This is a genomic window from Novosphingobium sp. CECT 9465, from assembly GCF_920987055.1.
Classification (GTDB): domain Bacteria; phylum Pseudomonadota; class Alphaproteobacteria; order Sphingomonadales; family Sphingomonadaceae; genus Novosphingobium.
Genome location: NZ_CAKLBX010000001.1, coordinates 3112448 through 3134487, shown reverse-complemented (window position 1 = coordinate 3134487; position 22040 = coordinate 3112448). Strand labels below are relative to the sequence as shown.

The window sequence follows — 22040 nt, the reverse complement described above, 5'->3', positions numbered from 1 at the left end:
TCGCATAATACCAGACTTTCCCGACTGGCCAGCAGGCCGGGCCTAGGAAAAGATTTAAGCGGATTCACGAACGAACGGTGTCGGCGTAACCGGATGTTCCGGTTCGCTGCGCCAACTGGCAGCTCTGTTCCACACCTTGCCGTTAGAAAATCCCCAAGCATGTCATCTCTTGGTGGAATGCTGGAACAATAACAAACCCATGGCGTCCGGCCGCATATTCTCCGACCCGCACCAGAAATCGTCGCGTTTCTTGGCTATTCCGATCCCCTCCGACGGTGGCCAGCGCCTCTACCATGCCAAGATGATTGGATGATCGAACGGCAGAAATCACTATCCAGTCCTTTGCGTGGCGTCGGGCAAACTGCTGGCGGTCGCGAGTGAATGATTCCGCCGCTGACAACGTGCGGCCATGGACGGCCTCCCAAGCGTCAGGATACCAATCCCGTAACGCCCTGTCCGCCATCGCCTGTTCGCGGTAGGTGAACAGGTCCGGGTAACCTGCGGCGACGAGCGCCCATTCGGCGTCTTCTTCATACCAGCCGCCAGATAGTCGCAACGCGGGATGCATCCCCGCATTGCGTGCCCGGTCGAGCTTGAAGCCGCCATGACCGGCAGTGGAATGAAAGACGATCCCCTCAGCGTAGATGGTCGCCGATTGGGACATGCCCCAAGGCGTGGAAACACGCAGGATCGTATCGACGCGGCCGAGGGCGTTGCGTTGGCGGACATGCAGCGCGATGTCGGCAATATAGGCGCGGAAGGAGACTTCATCAGCCACGGCGCCTTCGGCGCAATAGACGTCTGACCGGGACCATTCGCAAATCGGCCGGTTGAGCTTCCAGCCGGACACGATCGAGAAGCCTACCTTGAGCGGAACGGCGATATAGGCGAGCCCGTCAACGCGCGCTGCCATCAATCCGTCGCTGGTCGTGCCATGTTCGACGATGATGTCGCTCATGCCGCCCTCCTGAGTTCAGTGGGCAGAACGGCCAGATCAGCATCGGTCACAATCTCGGCGCGCATCCCGGAATAGGGATTGTTGCGCATCCATGCTTCTGCCGATGTCATGTCGGCCGCGAGGTGGCGCAATTCGTCCTTATCCCGAAACGTGGTCAAGACACGCACTTGCCCAGGTTTCGGCACGTCGATGATCTCGAAATTGAGCGGGCTTTCGACGCTGTAGGCGCGGCGCACGGTCATGACGATGACGCCCTGACTGCCGTAGGTTGCCAGATGGAGCATGAAATGCGCCGGCGAACGGTAGTTGTCGGTAACCTGGCCGGGGTAGCGTTCAACGAGCCGGCCGGTGCCGTTGTCGTTTTTCCAAGCGGCAAGTTTGCGGCGAAAACGCTCAGGCGGGCGCGGCTCGCCATTCGAATAGCGGATAAGGCTGCCCAAGGGGGCGGTGTCGTAGATGTATTGCGCTGACATTTTCAGGTCTCCTTAAAACGCGAAAGCCCGGCGCATTGGCCGGGCTTCGTGGGATGATTGGACGGGAAATTTCAGGTGGAGGGCGGTGGCTCGCCCAAACGCCCGAGCACCTCTTCGATGTAGGACGCGGTCGACATCGAATGGACCTCGTCAGCCGTTATGACGGTCGCCATCCCGCCAAAGCCGTCGGGCCGCATCTTCGTGCAGGTCCACGCTGCGATGATCTGCACATGGTCAAGGTCAGGCGATCGCCGGACAATGTCCTGGAAGATCAGATCGTAGCCGATCATCGAGAAATCGAGCTCGAACTCGTCTTCGCCAAGATCACCCTTGGCGATTTCCGCGCGCACTACGTCAGCGATGCGACTGACCATGCCATTATCCTGACCGAGCAATTCGACCAGCTCAGCGGTCGCGATCCAAGCCGTGTCGGCGACATTATCGCTGGCGAAAAAGTAGACCGTTTGGTTATTGCCCTCATGTTCAAACAGTTCGCACAGCAAACGGCGTTCGAGCGGGGTCATCGCCGCGACTGGTATGTCGGGTTGCACGACCGTTGGTGAATGATAGTCAGCCATGGCGTCCTCCCCAGCAGGGCACGGGAGCACTGGTTTGCGGCATGTGAGGTCTCCTCAAAAAGAGGCGGCCCGGCGCGGTGGCCGGGCCTGAGTGAGATAAAAACAATCGAGATGTTGAACCCGCGCGGTTCGGATCATTCGGCGGCGATCGCGTAAGCCGCCTCGTCATCATCAAGGAACGCGGGTAGCTCGAGCCCTTCACGATCAACGTCAGGCGTAGCGCCATGACCATCGTCGGCGTCGGGCGTCCGCAGCGGCTCTGGAAGCCAGTGGGCATCTTCCAGCAGCCGTTCCGCTTCGCGGGCCATGTCGCCTTTTTTCAGGTGATCGATCATGCCAGCGAACTGCTCCCCGCGCGCTTCGGTCACATCTGCAAGGATGCGCGGTTTGGTCACGCTGCGGAAATAGCCATCGACTGTGGGCTTCCACCCTGCCGCCACGACATCAAGACCAACGGCATGCGCCAGGACATGGCTGTGAGCGATGCGGCGTGCAACGCTGTGCGTCGACACCCGGCCATTGTCGTATTTGGGGACGATTTCGGCCTGCGCGTTCACCGCCAGCGATGTGCAATGGGCAAACAGACTGGCCTGCTCATCGGCGTCAAAGGCCAGAAGCGCGTCCCAAAGTTCCTTGTCGGACTCCGGCAGTCGATCCTCCCAGCGCTTCATGCGCTCGGCGATGGCCCGCGCGGGAGCACTGTCGCGCAGACCTGCAGGTGGATTGGCAAAGGACACCCGGTTGAGCGACAGTTGCAGACAGCTCTCGCGGCTGGAGCTGTAGAAGGTGTCGAGCACGAGCGCGTGCAGCACCGTCGCGAAGGCGGTGGCGGGGCTTTGGGCAAAGGCATCCTGCAACGCGAGTGTGCGCCAGGCGGTCAGGTCGGCAACCAGCCGGTCGGGCAACGGCTTGAGGATGTCATCGTCGGCATCTTCTTCATCAGTTCCGATAGATGCCGAACCGCTGGCGCTTGGTGCGGTCCCGCTGTGGTTTACGCCAGGTATTGGCTCGCCCGAAACGGGATCGACCCCGGAGCCATCGTCTTCCCCGCCCACTTCCGCCACCGGTTCGTCTTCGGCTCGGACGTAGCCCCGTTCAATGCAAAGCGAACCATCCGCCTCGATCGTCAAAAAGGCACCGGCGATTGCCATTTCGGCAGGATCGAAAACCATGGGCCGGTCGACCAGCTGGCCGATTTCCGTTTCAAGCCCTTCGATCCGCGCATAGACGTCCTGCGGCACGTTGGGGTCGTCGGCCCATTCGGTCTCGATCTGCTCGATTTCAGCCTGAAGCGCCGTTAGTCTTGCCTGCTCATCCTCAGTCATGGGTAATTCTGCGCCAACGATCTCACGGTGTCCGTTGGTCGCATTCCATGGCAGGTCGACGGCAGTCGCCACCCATTTCCAGCCTTCAGTGCCAATGCGGTTGCCCTCGGCGGCAAGTTTCGCGTCGACCAAGCGGTCGAGCAGTGCGGGATCGGTGAGCCAGCCCCCGTCATCGTCCTCGAACAGATCGCGCATCACGCCGCCACCTGCCGCGACATAGGCATCGACGGTCACGAACCGCACCCGCTTGTCGGCAACCCGGACGCTGTTTTCCGTCAAGCGCTGGCGGATGTAGGCGGCGGATTTGTTGAAGCTGTGGGTGAGCATTTCCCACACCTGCTCCTGGCGCTCATGATCTTCGGACACGGTGAACGCCATCAACTGGTCCAGCGACATGCCGTCCTCAGCGTAAATGTCGTGGAGTTTGGGCGAGACCGACGCCAGTTTGAGACGCTGGCGGACGACAGCGGGCGTGGTCATGAAATGCGCGGCGATGTCTTCGGCGGCGCTACCCTTGTCGACCATGGCTTGCATTGCCCTGAACTGGTCGAGCGGATGCAACTGTTCTCGGTGCGCGTTTTCGGCATAGCTGTCTTCTTCCGCCGAAACGTCATTGTCCGCCGCCTTGACGATGCAGGGAATGGGAGCCGTGCGCGCCAGGCGCTTCTGTTTCACCAAATGTTCAAGGGCACGGTAGCGTCGGCCACCGGCAGGAACTTCGAAGATGCCGGTCTCCTGACCTTCCGCATCAAGCACCGGGCGCACGTTGAGACTCTGTAGCAGAGTCCGGCGCGCGATATCCTCAGCAAGCTCGGGGATCGACACGCCGGCCTTCACGCGGCGGACATTGGACTGTGACAGAATCAGCTGGTCGAAGGGAATGTCACGCGACGGGCTGAGGGTAATTTTTGCAGGCTGTTTGGCCATGGCAGGTCTCCATGACGGGCCGCCGCGAGACACTCTCTCGGCTTCCAAGCCCGTCACGAAGGCCATGCCTTCCTCTTCCTCTAGGGCCGCCGCAGGCGGACCAACCCGCGATCTGGCAGGCCGCCAGGCCACCAGATTTCAGCCATACCCTTCTGGCATGGCGCGTTCCCTCAGCAGCTTTTCAGCGCCCAGGATCGAACCGGCCTGACGGGCCGCCGCGACGTAGGCCGATATGGGCAACGCGGTGTCGAAGAGGATATCCCGCTCGATACCAAGGCCGAACGGGAGGCGCAGCGACTGCAATTCCCGCAACGAAAAGCTGCCGAGTTCAGGGCAGCCAAGGCCGAGATCGGCAAGGCCGAACAGGATGTCGTCCTCGTCGAGTTCGGTGGCAAGCCAGGTGGCCGCGCCAAGCGGATTGAAGAAGCGGACAACGGGAACCGGATCAGGCTCTCGTTCGCCTTGTGCCTACGCATTGCGGCGCGCGAGCATGTTCGCGAGCAAGGCCGCACGGATTTCGGGGGTGAGGAGGTTCATGCCGCCAACCTCCCTTCCAGGTCGAAGCCGTCGACTTCGTCCTCACCAGCGACATCAAGGCCAGTCGATGCGGTGTCACGATAGGCGAGGATATAATCTGCCGCCTTGGAGGCAGCGCTGGCGGCGCGCAGGATGGCGCGATTGTCTTCCCGGATAATCTGGAGCCACGAGCCGATGTAGTCAGCGTGGCGGACGCTTGGCACAATCCCAAGTGCGGCGCAGACGAAGGCTCCGGCCATTTCGGCGATCAATTCTTCGCGGCCATAGTCCTTGGAGCCGAAGCTGCCGGTCTGATCGCGGCCAAGCCGGGTGGCGTGGCCAGTCCAATGGCCCAGCTCGTGAAAAGCCGTGCGATGCCAGTTGATCGGCTCATGGAAATCGTCGGGGCGCGGCACCGCGACATAGTCATGCGACGGGCTGTAAAAAGCGGACGGGCCACCGATGCGAAAATCGGCGCCCGTAGCAGTGATCAGTTCCTCGGCGTGCGGCAGGATCAGGCCATCCGGGATGGGCGGCGGCGGGAGACAGATATGTTCGGGCAGGTCGTCACACTGGTCGACCGAGAACACCGTGAAATGCTTGAGGAACGGAATCCCGCCACTGGTTGCGGTGCCTTCGGTATCCGCTCGGCGACGTTCGCTGCTGGGCACAAACCGGCGGGTGTAGATGATACCGACCCCCCGTTCGCCGCGACGCACCGAGCCCCCCAAGGCCGCAGCCTGCCGGAACGTCAGGAAGGCATGGCTCGAAAACCCTCGGGAGACGACGGCATGCCAGAGGGTAAGCACATTGATGCCACTGTATCGGCGGGAACTGACAGCATTGTGCGGCATGCCGATGCCGGCTTTGGCCGTTCCCCAGGGCTGAACCCATGGGACGCGCCCAGCCTCGAGATCAGCGATGATCCGGTCGGTGATTTGCTGGTAAAGATTGATCCGCTCAGGGTTTGAGCGGGCGACATGTCGTTGCGCCATGGCAGGTCTCCGCGGCGGACCACAGCGAGCCTCTCTCGCCGCTCTCAGCCCGTCACGGGACAATCCCGCCCTCTTCCTCTTGCGGGGCGTTGCGGGGCGCCAGTCCCGCACGAAGGGGTCTGATGAGACCGAGCGGGCTCAGCAGCAGGGGAAGGCTTTCCCCACATGCTCTGAACCGATTTTATCGAGACATTTTAGGGTGGTTCGTGCCATGCTAGCGACGGGAGGCCTTCGATTGACCGAATTCACCTTTGTACATGCCGCTGATCTTCACCTCGACAGTCCATTACTTGGATTGGCGGGTAAATCTGCGGAATATGCCGCGCGCGTCGAGGCGGCGTCGCGTGAGGCCTTCGATAACCTGGTGGCCCTTGCGATCGATGAGGGCTGCCGGTTCATGCTGTTGGCCGGTGACATTTTCGATGGCGATCTGCGTAACTTCCAGACGGGTCTTTACTTCATGGAGGGAATGCGCCGGCTGGACGAAGCCGGCATCTCGGTGTTCATGGTCCTTGGAAACCATGACTCCGCCAATCGTTTTGCCGACAAGCTGTCTCTCTCGGGTAATGTCCATGTCTTTCCGAAGACCAAGGCCGCCACACATCGTCTCGATGATGTCGGGGTCGCGATCCATGGGCGGAGCTTCCCCCGCCCGGACGTCTCCGAAGATCTGGCGCGCGAATATCCGGCAGCAACCGAAGCACTGTTCAATATCGGCGTTCTCCATACGGCCTGTGCGGGCAGCGAAGGTCATCACGCCCGCTATGCGCCCTGCACGCCCGAGCAGCTCACCAATCATGGCTATGACTATTGGGCGCTAGGCCACGTCCACGCCCATGCCGTGCTCGGGGAGCACCCGCACATCGTCTATCCCGGCAATCTTCAGGGCCGGCACCCACGAGAGACGGGGCCCAAGGGAGCCGTCCTGGTCAAGGTCAATGACGGCAGAGTCACCAGCCTTGAGCATCGCGCGCTGGATGTGGTGCGCTGGGCATCGATCACAGTTGATGTGTCGGGAACGAGCGAACACCCCGAATTACTGGATCTCATTCGCGGCCATATCGCCCAAGGCGCTGAGCAAGCCGATGGACGGCCTATTGCCCTGCGCCTGACGGTGACTGGAACGACACCGCTCCATTCCAGATTGATCCTCGAGCGCACCGCTTTCCGGGAGGACGTGGAAACACTGCTGGCAACGCTCTCGGATGACGTGTGGCTCGAAAAGCTGAGGTTGGAAACGGCCCATCCTGAAGCCCCGGACGCCGTCGATCCAACGGTGGCTGGAAAGCTTGATCAGGAAGTGACCCGCCTCAGCCAGGGCAGCGCGATTGCGCAAGTTCTCGAAGCGCGGCTTGCCGAGATTCGGACGAAACTGCCCGCTGGAGCGCATGCCGATGCATTCATTGAGCAGATGCGCGCCGAGATACCCGAGCGCGCCGCAGCCCTTGCGCGCAGTCTAGTCAGCGAGGCTGGTCATGCGCCTGACTGAACTCAGCCTTGAGAAATATGGCGGCTGCGCCAGTCGCGAGCTCGCCATTCCTGAAACAGCGGGCCTCACGGTGGTCTACGGTGCCAATGAAGCGGGCAAGAGCACCTGTCTTGAGGCGATTAGCGACTTCCTGTTCTCGATCCCCAAGAATACCCAGCGCGGCAGTTTGTTCGGCTACGATGGCATGCGCATCGGGGCCACGATGTTAATGGCGGATGGTAGCACGGTGACGCTCAAGCGCCGCAAGGGCAACGGCAAGACACTGGCTGACCTGTCTGGAACGGCGCTCGATGACACCGTCCTTGCGCCGGTGCTGGGTGCCATCACACGGGAGCGGTTCGAAACCCTCTTTGGTCTGAACCACGAAACCTTGCGCAACGGCGGGGAGCGATTGCTTCACGCCGATGGCGACATCGGGCGTCTGATCGTCGAAGCAGGCGGCGGCTTGCGCACGCTGGTATCTCGCCTCGAAGGGATCGACGGCGAAGCGGACAAGCTCTTCGATACGAGGCGGTCGGTAAATCGTGTTTTCTACCAGCAGCTGACGGCATTCGAGGCAGCCGAAAAGACGGCACGCGGCGGGCAACTGACCCGGGAAACCTTTGAGCAGACGCGCAAGGCATCGCTCGCAGCCGCGGAAAAGCTCGAGGCCATGCGATCAGAGAGGCGCAGCCTCGGCGCATCGACGTCCCGGCTGGAGCGCGTCCTGCGAGTCGTGCCCTATTTGCGTCAGCTGGCCAACTTTACACTGGATCTGGTCGGCTACGACGATGTCGCGTCCTTCCCGGATGATTTCGCGGCCAAGATGCGGACTGCTCTGGACCAGCGCAACGGGGCTGAAACGCGGCTCGAAGGCGCGATCGAGCGGCGGGACCGCCTGAAGGCACGGCTTGATGCGCTGGTGGTGAATCCGGGTCTCAAAGCCGCCGAACAGCGGGTGCGTGATCTGAGCGAACGCGCCCTTCACGTCAGCAAGGCCCGGTCCGATCGTGCCAATCGTCAGCGCGAGATTGATGACGGCGAGGCTCAACTGGCGGCGCTGCGCCGGATGCTTGGCCTGCCGGCCGATGCGGACCTTGCACCACTGATCCCGGACCAGTCTGCCCTCAATCTTGTGCGCTCGGCTGCCGACGAGATGGTGGAGCGCCGTCCAAGTCTGGCTTCTGCCAGAAAGCGCCTTGGCGAATTGGTGGCTTCGCTTGCGGTGATTGACAATCGTTTGGACGCGGCACGCCTGGCGGGGCATGATGCTCCGCCCGAGGCGTCGTCATCGGCCTTTGCCAGCCTTGCGGCCCAGAAGTCGGCGCACCAGGCACGTCAGCAGGCGCTGGAAACTGACAGCGCAACATTGACCGGACGGCTCAAGGCGCTTGGCTTCGATACCATCGATGCGCTTGCCACCCTGCCATGCCCCAGCGTTGACGATATTCGCAGTGAGCAGGCCGCGCGCGAGACATTGACCTCGCAGATCGAGGATCAGGCCAAGCTGAAGCGACAGGCCGAGCGCGAGATTCCAGCCGGTGAGGCTGAGATTGGCGCGCTTCAGGCATCCGGGACCATTGCAAGTGATGCCTCTCTTGCCGAGGCGCGCAGCCTGCGCGCCGATGCCTGGAGGCCGATAAAGACGGCATATGTCGCGGGACAGCTGCCCGATGACGGCGCTACTCGCCTTGCCGTTGCTGACGGTCTGGAAACGGCAATCGTGTCTGCGGACGAGCTTGCCGATCGCCGCGCGGCAGAGGCAGAACGGGCTGCATCGCTCGCACTCGCGTTGCGGCGCGTCGCGGAGGCAAGGGCTGCGGTCACGGCGGCAGAGGCCGAGACGGCCGCGCTTGTCGCGCAAGGCGAAGTGCGCATCGCGCAATGGGGGAACAGTTTTCCGCAAGTTCTGGTCAAACACCCGGAACTGGCGTCGCTGCTCCAATTTGCCCAGGCCCGACATTTGGTGCTGGATGAATCAGAACGCTTGCGGAATTCGGCAAATGCACTGGCTTTGGAAGAGGCCCAGCTTGCGCCGGCCGTGGAGCTGCTCGAGCGAATCGAACAGAGCCGCAAGCTCGACACCACATTGTCGTTCGCGGCCCGGGTCAGCGCGGTGCAAAACGCCATTTCCCGGCACGAACAAGCACATGCCGAATATGGCAGGGACACGCGGGACCGGGAGGACTTGGCGCGGCAGCACAAGCTGGTTGAGGCGGAAGTGCAACAATTGTCGGACGCACAGGCCGCCTGGGATGCGGCATGGCCTGCGGCAACAGGTGCACTGGGGCTCAAACCCGACATTTCGCCGGCAGATGCCAACAGTGCGGTCACCGAATGGGTGGGCGCACGCGGTGTGCTTACGGCAATAGGGCAGGCCCGCCAGCGGCTAAAGCGCATGGACGACGACGAGACGAGCCTTGCGAAGGATGTCCGCAGCCTCGCGACCGAACTCGCCATCGAGATCGGCGAAGACTGTGTGGTTGCAGCGCAGATGGTGCTGGCCCGATTTACCGACAACGCAACAGCGCAAACGCAATATGACGGGGTACTGCCCGACTTTGAAGAGGCGAAGGTCGAGGCCGACCAGGCGCAAGAGGCCCTTGGCACCGCTCGCGAGGAGCTGGCTCGGCTCGCGGCTTCGGCAAAACTTGATGGCGGCGATGATGGGGCCCTTCTGGACGCAGCTTCACGGTGTGAAGCACGTATGGCTTTGTGCAATGAGATCGCTCTGGCGGAACGCACCGCGACGGACGTGGGCGACAAGCTTGATCTCGCTTCCTTGCGGGCGGAATGGGATGAACGCGACCTCGATGAGGTTCGCGCGGAACTGTCCGAGCAGACATCGCGTGCTAGCGAGATCGAGAGCGAAATCGAGGCAGCCATTCTCGCCGAGAAGGCGGCAAAGGACGACCTTGCTGCCTATCTGAGCCAGAGCGAGGTCAATCACGCCGTTGCCGAACGCGAAGCGGCGGCAGCGCAGATGCATCTCGCCCTCGAACGCTATCTCGAGCTATCGGTTGCGCGCGAATTGGTGACGTCGGCCATGGCAACGATCCGCGCAGAACAGCAAGATCCGCTCATTGCGCGGGCCGGGGAACTGTTCACGGCAACGACGCTCGGTGAGTTTGCCGGTATCGAAACCGATATCGATGACAAAGGCCATCCAGTCGTGGTTGGACGGCGAACCAATGGCGGTATCGCTGCGGTTGCCACCATGAGCGACGGCACTCGCGACCAGCTTTTCCTCGCCTTCCGGCTGGCAAGTCTTGAGAATTATGCCAGTGCGACGGAGCCGCTGCCCTTCATTGCGGACGACATTCTGGTGCATTTCGATGATGAGCGCAGCCGGTCCACGCTCGACCTGCTCGCCGAGTTTGGCAAGACCAACCAGGTCCTGCTGTTCACACACCATCGCGGCGTCCGGGCGCTTGCTGAACCGCTGGCGCAACAAGGCCTTGCCAACATAATTGACTTGGAACGCGGTTCGTAAACGTCAGATTTTTGCCCATATTGAATCAAAAGAGAAACTTGTTGCGGACAGGCCGCCTTGCCCCCTATTGTTGTATCCATCCACTTTTTGGGTGGTTCAAGCAGGTGGGCAAAGGCTGGCAATGGGCGAAGAACGACCAAGTTTGCGATGGGGTGTGGAGCAGAAGCTTCAATTCATCGAGTTCCGCCTGTTCTGGGAGGGACACGTCAACCGAAGTGACCTAATCGAAAAGTTTGGGGTGTCACCCAATCAGGCGTCAGGTGACCTCAATCGCTATATCGCATTGGCAGAGAACAACATGATCTACGACAAGAGCGGAAAGACCTATGTCCGCTCATCGTGTTTCAGCCCGTTGTTCCTGAAGCCAGACTCTACGCAATATTTAGCCCAAATCCGTTCAGTTGCTGAAGGCGTCGTCAGCCCAAATGATGCCTGGATCGGCAATTTGCCGGTGTTTGATGCAACTCCGGCGCCAGCCCGCGGGATTGACCCTACCATACTTCGGTCAATCCTCATTGCGATCAGGCGCGTGGAGGCGATTGAAGTCCGGTATCAGTCAATGTCTGCACAGGATCCAGAGTGGCGTTGGATAGCACCGCATGCATTAGCCTTCGATGGATTTCGCTGGCACGCTCGATCCTGTTGCGAAAAGAGCGGCGAATTTCGGGATTTTGTAATCTCGCGCATTTTGGACACTCGTCAGACGCGCGCTCCCCAAAAACAAGCAATGTCCGACATCGCCTGGGAGGAAATCGTTGAACTTGCTGTTGGGCCGCATCCTGAGCTCAGTGCGGCCCAAAAGCGTGCGATCGAGCTGGACTATGGGATGCACAGCGGTCGGGTTTCGATCCCAGTTAGACGCGCGCTTCTTTACTACGCTTTGAAACGGCTAGGTTTAGACACCGACCCATCAGCACGAAAACCACAAGATCAACAGATAGTATTATTAAGTGACCCAAATCTATCTCAGGGCGCTAATTCGATGAGCGGAAGGATTCGGTAATGTTGGGGCTAACTCTCAGGGGGGAATTTCAGAGCAAGCGCCTCAAGGGGACCGCGATTGAGCTCTCAAACGATAGCAATACCGGCGCGACCCAGATCGCTGCTCAGGAATTCCTCGATATCACATACCCTACTCACGATCTGTTGAAAGGTATTGAGGCAGTCGGCCCAGGCCAGGGAAGGCCAGTGGTCGTCATTGGTGAGCGTGGGCTCGGTAAGTCACACTTGATGGCTGCGCTCTACCACGCCGTGAATGATGCGACATCGACTGGCGCTTGGCTAAACTCTTGGGCAGGCACGCTCGGCGATCCACATATTGGAAGCATTGCGTTGCGCGACGGGATGCTGGTGATTGGTGAGAGCCTTCACCGCCAGCGCTACAAGTTTCTTTGGGACCTGCTCTTTGATCGCCACCCGCACGGCACCTACATCAAGGGCAAGTGGGAAGGTATGGGCGCGGCGAAGACCGATATCCCATCCGACCAGCTCATTCTTGAATTGCTGGAAGCTGCACCAACTATGCTGCTGCTAGACGAATTCCAAACTTGGTACGATGGGCTTACGAATACTAAGCAGTACCCATGGAAAAATTGGGCATTCAATTTCATTCAGATTTTATCCGAGATTGCCAAGGACCGCCCCGATCTTTTGGTCCTCGTGATTTCCGTCCGCAACGGCGGTAGCGACGCTTACCAGCAGGTGCATCGCGTCAATCCGGTTGCTATCGACTTCAAGGCTGGAGGCAACGCTGAACGGATCCAACAAGATCGCCGGCGGATGCTTTTGCATCGCCTTTTTGACAACCGGTTGCAGATCGCGAGTGGAACGATCGAGGCACTGATCGCGCAGCATGTTGTGGAATATTTCCGGTTGCAGGATATCCCGCCGTCCGAGCAAGACCGCAAGCGCAACGAATTCACTGAGGCTTGGCCTTTTGCGCCGCACCTCTTGCGGTTGCTCGAAGAGCAAGTTCTGATTGCGACTGACGCGCAAGAGACGCGCGATATGATTCGCATCTTGGCAAATCTGTTTAAAAGCCGGGGCGAAGCCTCACCAGTTTTGACGGCTGCAGATTTCCGACTAGATGACGATGCATCCGGCATCGGAGCTCTGCTGGACTCGGTATCGAATGAGCATCACCGGACCCTGCGGGCAAAAGCGCAGCAGAACATCATTTCCGTGACGGAAGCGGTACCAAACCAAGCCAGCGTTGCTCCGCATCTTCAAGAAATTGTCAGCGCATTGTGGCTGCGATCCATTGCAGTCGGCAATCTGGCGGGTGCAGAGCCATCGACGCTGCAAGTCGATATCACGCGCGATCACGCGGTTGATGACAACGCATTTCAGGTCGAACTGTCGACCATCATTGAGAACAGCTTCAACATCCACCAAGATGGACCTCGGCTTGTTTTTCGCGAGGAAGAGAACCCTCGCGCCAAATTGATGGCCTGTGCGCGGAACGACAAGCTATTCACCGACGGGTCCGATCAAGCCCAACTGTCCAAACAAGTGCGCTATGTCATTGGTGGTACAGATGAGGTGGCCAAGCTATTTCGCGTCATAGCGTTGCCGAAGTCTTGGCAGACCGATCCATGGTCAACGCTCGATGAAGCGGAACAGCCCGAACGCTGGGATGAACGCCTGCCAATATTGGTACTGCCAGAAGAGCCGGATAACATCACCGCCACGCTCGGCCGTTGGCTCAAGGATCATTTGCAGAAGCGGCGGAATACGATCCGATTTCTGCTCCCGCGTTCTGGTTCACTCAATGCCTACCAGGATCGCGACCTCTTGATCCTGGCACGTGCAGAAATGAAGGCGCAAGAATGGAGCGGTCAGAACCCAGAATACAAAAAGCTCCACACGGAATTCCAAAGCGCGTTGCGGGACATGCTGAAGAAGCGTTTTGATCGCTTCGCCGTTTTGCATCGCTGGAATTTTGCAGACCCGAGCCAATGCGCCTTCAGCGTGGAGAGCTTGAAGAAGCAAGGAGCTCAGATTCCCGAGGGAATTGAGGAAGCCTTGGTCAATGATTTGTTCGTGCCTGAAGATTTTGAAGATCTGATTTTGGAGGCTGCGGCCGACAATTCGGCCGTAGGCAAACTGCTGCGTGAACTACAAGAACCGCGTCCCGCAGGTCAGGATTGTATACCCTGGCTCGGTGAGACGGCCATGAAGGAACGCATCGTTCGTCTTTGCGCGAAAGGCAAGGTCGCCATCAATCTGCGCGGCATGGAAATCCTGCAAACGCAGCCTGGCGAAGATGAAGAGACAGCGTGGAGGCGGCTGCGCTCGAAGCTTTCGTTCACAGGTCGGCAGCTTGACGAGGTGTCTCTCATGCCACCTTCGGCAGTACCCACTACGGGTGGAAGTGCACCCGTTACACCCACGGCCCCAGGCGAAGGTGATACCGGCGGCCTGTTCGGTGATGGGCTCCCTCCTCCGCCCAATCCATTCGGCGGTGGGATCAGCGCAGGCGGTGAGACGCGACCAACTTCAGGAGGTATCTTCGGAGACGGCGCGGTGACTCCCGGCACCAAACCTCGCATTCCTCTCAACAATCCGGCAACTTCACCGCTCAATTTGATCGGCAAACTCGAAGGCTGGGGCATTGGTCCGGCCACGAAGGTCGCCGAGGTGGCGATCAAAGTGTCAGCGGCAAACGGTGCGCAGCTCAAGGAACTGCTCAAGAAGCTGCCAGATGGCATGACGTTTGAGATTAGCCTCGAGAAGGAGGACGATTGATGGCGCTTGAGGCAACCGTTCTTGAGAGTCTGGTCAAAGGCTCGGACGAAGATGCGTGGCGTGTCATCATCGACAAAGCTGTCGAGATTGCGGCAAAACCATTGGCTGCGGGCAATGCACCGAGCGAAGTAATCAAGCGCGATCGGGAAATCGGTGCGCTCGATCATTTTCTTTCGTCCAGCGCGTGGGATCTTTGGCAAAGCTTCGGTTCAACCGTTGAACGCAATTCAGATCGCCTCGCACGCTGGTGGGTGGAACCATACAGCGCCAAAGCGGTGCTCATCTTGGACGGCCTATCGCTGCGCGAACTCCCTTGGCTTCTTCAGGGTGCAAAGGAGCGAGGCTTTGCCCTCCATGAAGTTTCCGCAAATGCCTCTGAGCTGCCCGGCGAAACCAATGAATTTGCGAAGGCCCTCGGCTTTGGAAGCCGGAGCCAATTGCAAAACAATGGTGGAGGTCTCGCGCATAGGCTCCAACCGACCGCGACGGAATGCGTCGACATGCCTTGGAAGGACTGTGCGGGTCTAATCAACGGCGTAAAAAACTGGGTTTTCTGGCACCATTGGCCGGACAGCAAGGTTCATGATGGCGCTGTTGCTGGTCAGGGGCTCGATACCTTGATTCGTGACGCCACCAATCAGCTCACAAGCGACGATTTCTGGTCGTTCGTTGAACGTCTCGCAACCGGTCGTCGGTTGGTCATTACGTCTGACCATGGCTACGCCGCGACCGGCTACTTCCCAGATGCTGATGGCGAGGTCGGCCAATTTCTGAAGTCGACGTTTGCCAGCAGACGCAGTTCAAAGGGAGGCGGAGAAACCGGGCCCTTCGTTCCCCCAGTCGCTCTTCAAATCCACAGCCCTCACGGCGAACACCGGCTCGCCGTTGGCCGTTGGAAATGGAAGAGCCAGGGCGGATACCCCACTTTGACCCATGGCGGCCTCTCGCTCCTCGAAGTGCTGTCGCCCTTTGTCGAAATTACCAAGTAAGGATTGCGCCAGATGGCATCGAAAAAAGAATTGTTGGCACAGGAAGTCGCGAAGGCCGTCGGCGCAGGCAAGGCTGTCTCGCTTCGGACCGTCGACTTTAATGATCCGAATCGCGTTAAGACCTGCTTGGAAATAGATTTCCCTATTGTCACAATAAACTCATTGTCTGCGATAGAAGCGTCTTCTGGTGGGACTAAAAAGCCGATTTACCAAATGTCAAAATGGTGGGCGCGACGACAGCCGAGTGTGTTTCGTGCCATGCTTATTGCAGCTGCCACAGAGGCACCAGAGGATCAGTCACACGCGGCCAAGCTTGTCTGGGACAACTACTACGCAAATTATCAAAAGAAGGGTTCTTTTAAAAACCTGAAGGTAGCCGACATTTTTATGGGGGGGGGCACCACGCTTGTTGAGGGCTCCCGTCTAGGAATGGAGATGGTTGGCAATGACCTGAACCCAGTGGCGTGGTTTGTGGTCAAGCAAGAGCTTTCCGATGCAAATCGGGGCGAGGTCAAACGTCTGCTCGCCGACATTGAGGCTGTGGTGAAGCCTCAAATCATGCCCTTCTATTATTGTGATGGACCAAACGGTGAGAAGGGAAATTGGACACATCTGCCAACCAAACGCTTAATGCCGGCTGACTTTGATCCACTGTCGTTGACCCTGGAACAGCGCCCAGAGTATAGTTACGAAGGTCCAGAAATCATCTACACTTTTTGGGCGAAACATGGGCCCTGTCAGGTGACGGGATGCGGTCACCGCACTCCAATTATGACAAAGTCCCTAATGGCGGTCAAATCCATCAGTGTGAAACACTGGGAGCACACTTGCAGCAAATGTCATGAAGAATTTCATGTCGAAGAAAGTGCGGCGCGAATGGCCCCGGACGTGCCCCTCTTCGTAGCACCGTCTGAACATCCATATTCCATTCTTGATCGAAAAAGGGGTGTCGTATGCCCACACTGCGGGCATACGGCGCTTATTAAACTTGGCAAGGCGACCAACAAAAAGGTCGAATTGAGCCTTCTGGTTCATCCTCAATGGCTAGCGGGCAGCCCGAAGCAAGATCCCAACAGTCGTTCTTATGGAGGAGCTGCGCAAGATGATGTAGCTTCATCCACGAGGTGGAATCAGGAACGCGCCTCAAAAATCCGTCTACTGGAAGTGCGTGGCGAACTCCCGGCTGAGGTAACCTGCCCCGAAACTGGGGTCACCTTTAAACCTGATACTGGCACGGTTCCCAAGAAGTCAAACTACGCCTGCGGTGCATGTGGGACAGTTCAAGATGTTCTGGACACCGTCAAGGCATCAGGCAAGACGGGACCTATGGCCGGCTACGCCATTCACGGATATGCACCTGCGCGAGATGCAGCCGGTGCGTCATACAGCGGGCGTTTCTTTGCGCCGTTCGACCATAATCTAGCAGATCAGTACGACGCTGCGCTGTCCGAGTGGGAGGAACGTAAGGACACAGATTTGGCTGCCTATTGGCCTAAATCAGAATTGCCTTATGGTTTTATGACCCATCATTTGCAGGGAGGGGTTCCGAACCACGGCTTCACCCATTGGTGGACTATGTTCAATCCGCGCCAGCTTTTGGTTCACACCCAGATACTAAAAGCGATTATGACGACTGGAAATTACAACTGGAATGTACGGGAGTATTTGCTAAGCGTTTTTCAGCAGTATCTCAGAAATCAGTGCCTTTTTACAATTTGGAACATCAAAGCTGACCAGCTTGAGCCAATGTTTTCAAATAACAATTATCACCCAAAATCTACAGTTGTCGAGAATTGCGTTTTCGCTCCTTACGGCCGTGGAAATTGGAATTCGTGCATTTCATCTCTTGAAGAGACTCTGGATTGGAAAGAAAATCCTTGGGAAACCACTTCAAAGCAGAATTTGGAGAGGACCAGTTTTTCACTTTCAAATGAAATTCCTGGGAAATCGATAAAAACATGGCCGGGAGATTCTGTTGGAAATCCGAAACTATTCTGCGGTTCTTCAACAGAAATAAATTGGCTCGATAGTCATAGCATAGACCTTGTAATAACCGACCCTCCATTTGGAGGACTTCTGCATTACTCAGAGCTCTCTGACTTCTTTTATGTATGGCTACGACTCGCGCTCAAAGAAAAGTATCCTGATTATTTTGGCTCAGAGCACACGCCGAAATCTTTGGAGGCGGTGGCGAACCGAGCTAGAGAACCTGACGACCCAGACGGTTTTTATAAGCGGCTCCTCACCGAATGCTGGCATGAAGCACATCGCATCCTGAAGCCGGGTGGGATTTTGGCGTTCACCTTCCACCACAGCGAAGACGAACCGTGGGTTGCCGTACTCGAGTCCCTTTTCGATGCAGGCTACTATCTTGAGGCGACCTATCCGATCCGTTCTGACGAGACAAAAGGCGACGGAGAGTTTGGGTCAAAGACCATTGAGTACGACATTATCCACGTTTGCCGTAAACGCACGGAGGAGCCGACACCAGTCAGCTGGGGGCGCATGCGGCGCGAGGTAATGGCCGACGTGCGCCAGTTGCAGGCGATGCTGGAAAATCACGCCAAGGAAGGTCTGCCTGCTGCTGACATTCAGGTGATCCGGCGAGGCAAGGCCCTGGAGTATTTCTCTCGTCACTATGGCAAGGTCTATGTCGACGAAGGGAGGCCGATCACCGTAAAGGATGCGCTCGTCGGCATTAACCAGCTCATCGATGAGGACGCCGACAAGGGCAAGGAACCGCCCCCCGTCAACGCGGAGCCAATCACGCGCCAGTTCCTCCGCACGTTCGGCACCGCCATCGAGATGAAACGAGACCAGCTCCAGAAGTTTCTCAAGGGCTCGATCACTACTCCAGATGAATTCGAACAGCGTGGCTGGTGCTCGGAAAAGAGCAAGGTTTTCGCCCGCGTGGACCCGCTCGACTTTGCCCGTGACTGGTCGGGGAGGCATAAACGTCGGCTAACATCAGACCTGGACCAAGCGCTAGTGCTCATCGGGTCGTGCTTCGATGGCAGCGGGATCAACGCGTCCGACACATTAAAAAACGAAAACTTCAAACCCCACGTAGCGCTGAAACCGCTGTTGGAATGGCTGCAACGCAATGGTCCAGACCAAGCTAACCGTAATGCCGCATCGCGCGCCGTGACCATCTACAATTCTTGGGCTGCGTCTCAGGCAACTAAACCCCAGCAAGGCTCGCTGTTCGAGGAGTATGATCTTTGAAGCATACACTCGACACCGTCTGGCAGCGACGCGGCACCAGCTGGATTTGGGATGAAGAAGCGCGCAACCAGGTCTGTATGGCAAACGAGGTCTGGAGCCTGCGGCAATTCCTCCAGTCGGCAGGAAACTGGCCAGAAGACTTGCCTAGCAACGGCAACGACACCCTTGTCGTCGCGGGACTGGAGGGAAGCCTTGACCTGCTGGTGCCCGGCGATGCGGAAGCATGGCTGGGCGAAACGGTCAAAGACGCGATCCTCTCGTTCCAAGCGCATTATGAGAGCGAAGCCGCACTTATCTTTTGGCTACCCTCTGGGTACGGGCGCATCAAGTTTCATCCTGCCACAGACTCCGTAGAATGGCGCTGCGCGGCACCTCATACCGATAGCCTTTTGGCCTTTGGGCGCATCCTGTGGGGCGAAGCTAACGAATATCCGCAGGAAATCCTTCTTCGTGATGGTGCCAAGCCCGCCGGACTCTTCCACCTGCGAATTACCTGAGGTCAGCGCGTGGATTCATCATCTCAATTACAGCCCGGCGAACGAATTACGCATCAAGAATTTGGCCCAGGCGTTGTCCTTGACCCTGCTCGTGACGGCTACCTCCGCGCGTTTTTCAGTGTCGGCGAGCGCCGCGTACCGATCACTGCGGTACGGCTCGAGCTCTCTCGCACCGAGCGGATTCTTCGATCGGTTGAAGGCACAGAGGATAGGGCGCGCGAGGCTTGGCTTTCATACGAGGCGCATGTCTTACCGCTGATGGAGAGCGCCTCCGCGCTGACGTCAGCTCGCATCGACCTCTTGCCGCATCAGGTGGTCCTTACACACCGGATTGCGACGGCATCACCCCGTAGGTTTTTGATCGCCGATGAAGTGGGACTGGGCAAAACGATCGAGACCGCGCTGGTCTTGAGAGAGCTGGCCAGCCGCGGAGAACTCAACCGCGCGCTCATGGTGGTGCCGGCAGGGCTGGTGAACAACTGGCATCGTGAACTGAACGAAATCTTCAATCTCGACTTCGAGGTTTTCGGTTCAGAAGGTGACATCACAGATCGAAAGACCAACGCATTCGCGAAGCATGACCTGCTGATTGCGAGTATCGACACGCTTAAGCGACCAAATCGGATCAAGCGCCTTTTGGACGCCCCAAGGTGGGATCTGGTGGTCTTTGACGAAGCCCATCACCTTACCGCCTATAGGACCGGTGGGAAGGTCAAAAAGACCGAAAACTACAAGCTGGCGGAGGCTCTTAAGGGGCATACGCGGGACCTCCTCCTGCTGTCGGCCACGCCTCACCAGGGCAACCACTTCCAATTCTGGATGCTGATCCAGCTGCTCAATCCGACCTTGTTTGGCGGACCCGAGGAGATGGTGGAGCACAGGCACCGCCTGAATACGGTCATGTACCGCCGGACAAAGGCGGACGCCTGCAAGCCGGACGGTGAGCCGCTGTTTGCCAGGCGCTGGGTGCACACCGAGTCTTTCCTAATGCAGGAGCAGGAACGCGACTTTTACGAAAAGCTGCGGGAGTATCTCGAGGACGGTTTCGATCTGGCCAAGCGCACGGGTAACCAAGGGCGGGCTTTAGGCTTTCTGATGGCGATTTTCCAGAAGATCGCGGCTTCGAGCTTCGCTGCTGTCCGCCGGACCTTGAAGCGTCGACTCTTGATGCTGACACTCAGGGAAGCCCTTCTCCGCGACCGCGAGCTCGATATCGAAGGTCGCGAGCGACTGTACGATGAAGCCCGCGAACTGATCCATCTGGAATGGGACCTCGGCCGCGACCCGATGGGGCGCAGCGAAGTCGACCGAGTGATGGCTGATCTCAAGTATCGGCTTGCAAGAAAGCTCGACGACGATGCTCTGGAAATGGCCTCTGATCCCTATGGCAGTGAGTTCGCTGCGTCGCATGTCGAAGATATCGCCTCGTCGGTCGTGGATCTTCATCTGCCGGAGGAACGGCTGCGCATCGGGGACCTGCTCGAATCGTTCCCGCCATCACGCGAGACCAAGGTCCAGAAGCTGCTGGATGGTTTGGGAACGCTTTGGCGTCAAAATCCTGGCGAGAAGGTCGTCATCTTTGCGACCTATCTCGGTACGGTCGATCTGATCGCCCGTGAGATCGAGCAAGCGTATCCTGGCCAAGGCGTTGTCGTGCTGCGCGGCGGCGACCATGGCGCCAAGACCGCGGCTGAGCGCCGCTTCCGGATGAAAGATGGCCCCCGTGTTCTGGTCTGCACCGCAGCCGGGCGTGAAGGGATTAATCTCCAGTTCGCCCGTATCCTGTTTAATTTCGATCTACCCTGGAATCCGATGGATATGGAGCAGCGGATCGGGCGCATCCATCGCTACGGCCAGGCGCACACTGCGCAGGTCTATAATCTCGTTCTTTCGGACACGATTGAGGGGCGGATATTCCTGCTCTTGGATGACAAGCTCACCGAGATTGCCCGGACACTGGGCAAGGTTGACGATCAGGGCAATGTCGCTGAGGATCTGCGGGCCCAGATTTTGGGCCAGCTATCCGAACGGTTGAACTACGACCGCGTCTATCAGGAGGCGCTGTCTGACCCCACCCTGCAACGAACCACAGTAGAACTCGAGGCCGCGCTATCCAATGCCAGAGAGGCTCGGGAAGTCGTGTTTGATCTGTTTCAGGACCTCGATGGATTCAGCCTCGACGAGTATCAGCCATTTTCAGACGTCTCGACTGGCATGGGGCGGATCGTCCAGTTCATGTCATCCTCTCTTCCTGACCGACACCAACGGCTCGCAAAGGTGGATGATCAGACTTACGATCTGACGGTCGTTGATGGGTCGCGCAAGGTGCGTTTCACGCTCGATCGCGATGTCGCCACGAGCCAGGAAGGCATCGAATTGCTCGGCTTGGACCACCCGTTGGTTCAGGAAGAACTAGGTCGCTGGAGAGGGCTGGCGCCAGAACAACTGGGCCTTTCCGTATCAAGCGATGACATCAGCCCCACACTACTGTCGTTCTGGATTGTTGAGTCCGCTGTCGCGAATGGTGAGCGGCGGACCACAATCCAGACAATTGCGGTGCAGCCGGACGGCGCCCGGATGCCTGCGATCGAAAGGCAGTCGGCCCAGTATCTGAACGCACCGGTCGCCAAACCCTTCCTGACGGCCGAGGAAAGGCTGGAGCTATTCAGGAATGTGGTTGAGCCAACTCTGCAACGCGAGCTCAAACACAAGGGGCTGGCGACTGGTGATGGAAGCTATTCTGCCGAGCTAATTGGATACGTGGAAATTTCGGGCAGATAAAACGCGAGGGTTTCCCACCTGTAGAGTTGGCCCGCCCGTTAGATGGTCCAAACCACGCAAATGAAATG

Annotated in this window: 13 protein-coding genes and 1 pseudogene; 8 read left to right on the top strand and 6 right to left on the bottom strand. The window is 58.4% G+C overall.

The window, feature by feature from the left end; translation table 11 throughout:
* Window positions 1-142 precede the first annotated feature (142 nt).
* The 6 genes and pseudogenes from LUA85_RS15305 to LUA85_RS15280 all read right to left on the bottom strand — a co-directional run bounded on the left by LUA85_RS15305 (window position 143) and on the right by LUA85_RS15280 (window position 5772).
* Entirely contained in the window at window positions 143-958 is an 816-nt protein-coding gene (locus LUA85_RS15305; protein WP_231471118.1) for a hypothetical protein, read from the bottom strand.
* Window positions 955-1431, bottom strand: coding sequence for a hypothetical protein (locus tag LUA85_RS15300; protein WP_231471117.1), 477 nt, complete (start codon window positions 1429-1431; stop codon window positions 955-957). The genes LUA85_RS15305 and LUA85_RS15300 overlap by 4 nt, the downstream gene beginning before the upstream one ends.
* 71 nt (window positions 1432-1502) lie before the next feature.
* Complete coding sequence (locus LUA85_RS15295; RefSeq protein WP_231471116.1) at window positions 1503-2009, bottom strand: hypothetical protein; 507 nt, start codon at window positions 2007-2009, stop codon at window positions 1503-1505.
* A 134-nt stretch (window positions 2010-2143) separates the two neighbouring features.
* Window positions 2144-4261 carry a ParB/RepB/Spo0J family partition protein gene (locus LUA85_RS15290; RefSeq protein ID WP_231471115.1) on the bottom strand — a complete coding sequence of 706 codons (2118 nt, stop codon included), beginning with the start codon at window positions 4259-4261 and terminating at the stop codon, window positions 2144-2146.
* A 138-nt stretch (window positions 4262-4399) separates the two neighbouring features.
* Window positions 4400-4798: pseudogene (locus LUA85_RS15285) on the bottom strand (DUF2958 domain-containing protein).
* Window positions 4795-5772 (bottom strand): ArdC family protein, encoded by a 978-nt coding sequence (locus LUA85_RS15280; RefSeq protein ID WP_231471114.1) that lies wholly within the window; start codon window positions 5770-5772, stop codon window positions 4795-4797. The pseudogene LUA85_RS15285 and the gene LUA85_RS15280 overlap by 4 nt, the downstream one beginning before the upstream one ends.
* Before the next feature lie 235 nt (window positions 5773-6007).
* Between LUA85_RS15280 and LUA85_RS15275 the strand changes: the two genes are divergently transcribed.
* Genes LUA85_RS15275 through LUA85_RS15240 form a run of 8 tightly spaced genes read left to right on the top strand, consistent with a single transcriptional unit; the run spans window position 6008 to window position 21972 of the window.
* The gene (locus LUA85_RS15275; RefSeq protein ID WP_231471113.1) at window positions 6008-7261 is read left to right on the top strand and encodes a DNA repair exonuclease; all 1254 of its coding nucleotides are present in this window, start codon (window positions 6008-6010) and stop codon (window positions 7259-7261) included.
* Complete coding sequence (locus tag LUA85_RS15270; RefSeq protein WP_231471112.1) at window positions 7248-10733, top strand: YhaN family protein; 3486 nt, start codon at window positions 7248-7250, stop codon at window positions 10731-10733. Before LUA85_RS15275 ends, LUA85_RS15270 begins: the two co-directional genes overlap by 14 nt.
* Complete coding sequence (locus LUA85_RS15265) at window positions 10711-11736, top strand: WYL domain-containing protein (protein ID WP_231471111.1); 1026 nt, start codon at window positions 10711-10713, stop codon at window positions 11734-11736. The genes LUA85_RS15270 and LUA85_RS15265 overlap by 23 nt, the downstream gene beginning before the upstream one ends.
* Window positions 11736-14480 (top strand): DUF499 domain-containing protein, encoded by a 2745-nt coding sequence (locus LUA85_RS15260; RefSeq protein WP_231471110.1) that lies wholly within the window; start codon window positions 11736-11738, stop codon window positions 14478-14480. The genes LUA85_RS15265 and LUA85_RS15260 overlap by 1 nt, the downstream gene beginning before the upstream one ends.
* A complete protein-coding gene (locus LUA85_RS15255; RefSeq protein WP_231471109.1) occupies window positions 14480-15469 on the top strand; it encodes a hypothetical protein in 990 nt (329 codons plus the stop codon). The genes LUA85_RS15260 and LUA85_RS15255 overlap by 1 nt, the downstream gene beginning before the upstream one ends.
* A 12-nt stretch (window positions 15470-15481) precedes the next feature.
* Window positions 15482-18694 carry a hypothetical protein gene (locus LUA85_RS15250; RefSeq protein WP_231471108.1) on the top strand — a complete coding sequence of 1071 codons (3213 nt, stop codon included), beginning with the start codon at window positions 15482-15484 and terminating at the stop codon, window positions 18692-18694.
* The gene (locus LUA85_RS15245) at window positions 18691-19191 is read left to right on the top strand and encodes a hypothetical protein (protein ID WP_231471107.1); all 501 of its coding nucleotides are present in this window, start codon (window positions 18691-18693) and stop codon (window positions 19189-19191) included. The genes LUA85_RS15250 and LUA85_RS15245 overlap by 4 nt, the downstream gene beginning before the upstream one ends.
* Window positions 19192-19200: 9 nt before the next feature.
* Complete coding sequence (locus LUA85_RS15240; protein WP_231471106.1) at window positions 19201-21972, top strand: DEAD/DEAH box helicase; 2772 nt, start codon at window positions 19201-19203, stop codon at window positions 21970-21972.
* Window positions 21973-22040: the final 68 nt, after the last annotated feature.

Excerpts from the sequence above, each read along its gene's own strand:
- LUA85_RS15305 (WP_231471118.1), bottom strand. The coding sequence starts at position 958 with ATGAGCGACATCATCGTCGAACATGGCACGACCAGCGACGGATTGATG.
- LUA85_RS15300 (WP_231471117.1), bottom strand. The coding sequence starts at position 1,431 with ATGTCAGCGCAATACATCTACGACACCGCCCCCTTGGGCAGCCTTATC.
- LUA85_RS15295 (WP_231471116.1), bottom strand. The coding sequence starts at position 2,009 with ATGGCTGACTATCATTCACCAACGGTCGTGCAACCCGACATACCAGTC.
- LUA85_RS15290 (WP_231471115.1), bottom strand. The coding sequence starts at position 4,261 with ATGGCCAAACAGCCTGCAAAAATTACCCTCAGCCCGTCGCGTGACATT.
- LUA85_RS15280 (WP_231471114.1), bottom strand. The coding sequence starts at position 5,772 with ATGGCGCAACGACATGTCGCCCGCTCAAACCCTGAGCGGATCAATCTT.
- LUA85_RS15270 (WP_231471112.1), top strand. The coding sequence starts at position 7,248 with ATGCGCCTGACTGAACTCAGCCTTGAGAAATATGGCGGCTGCGCCAGT.
- LUA85_RS15260 (WP_231471110.1), top strand. The coding sequence starts at position 11,736 with ATGTTGGGGCTAACTCTCAGGGGGGAATTTCAGAGCAAGCGCCTCAAG.
- LUA85_RS15255 (WP_231471109.1), top strand. The coding sequence starts at position 14,480 with ATGGCGCTTGAGGCAACCGTTCTTGAGAGTCTGGTCAAAGGCTCGGAC.
- LUA85_RS15250 (WP_231471108.1), top strand. The coding sequence starts at position 15,482 with ATGGCATCGAAAAAAGAATTGTTGGCACAGGAAGTCGCGAAGGCCGTC.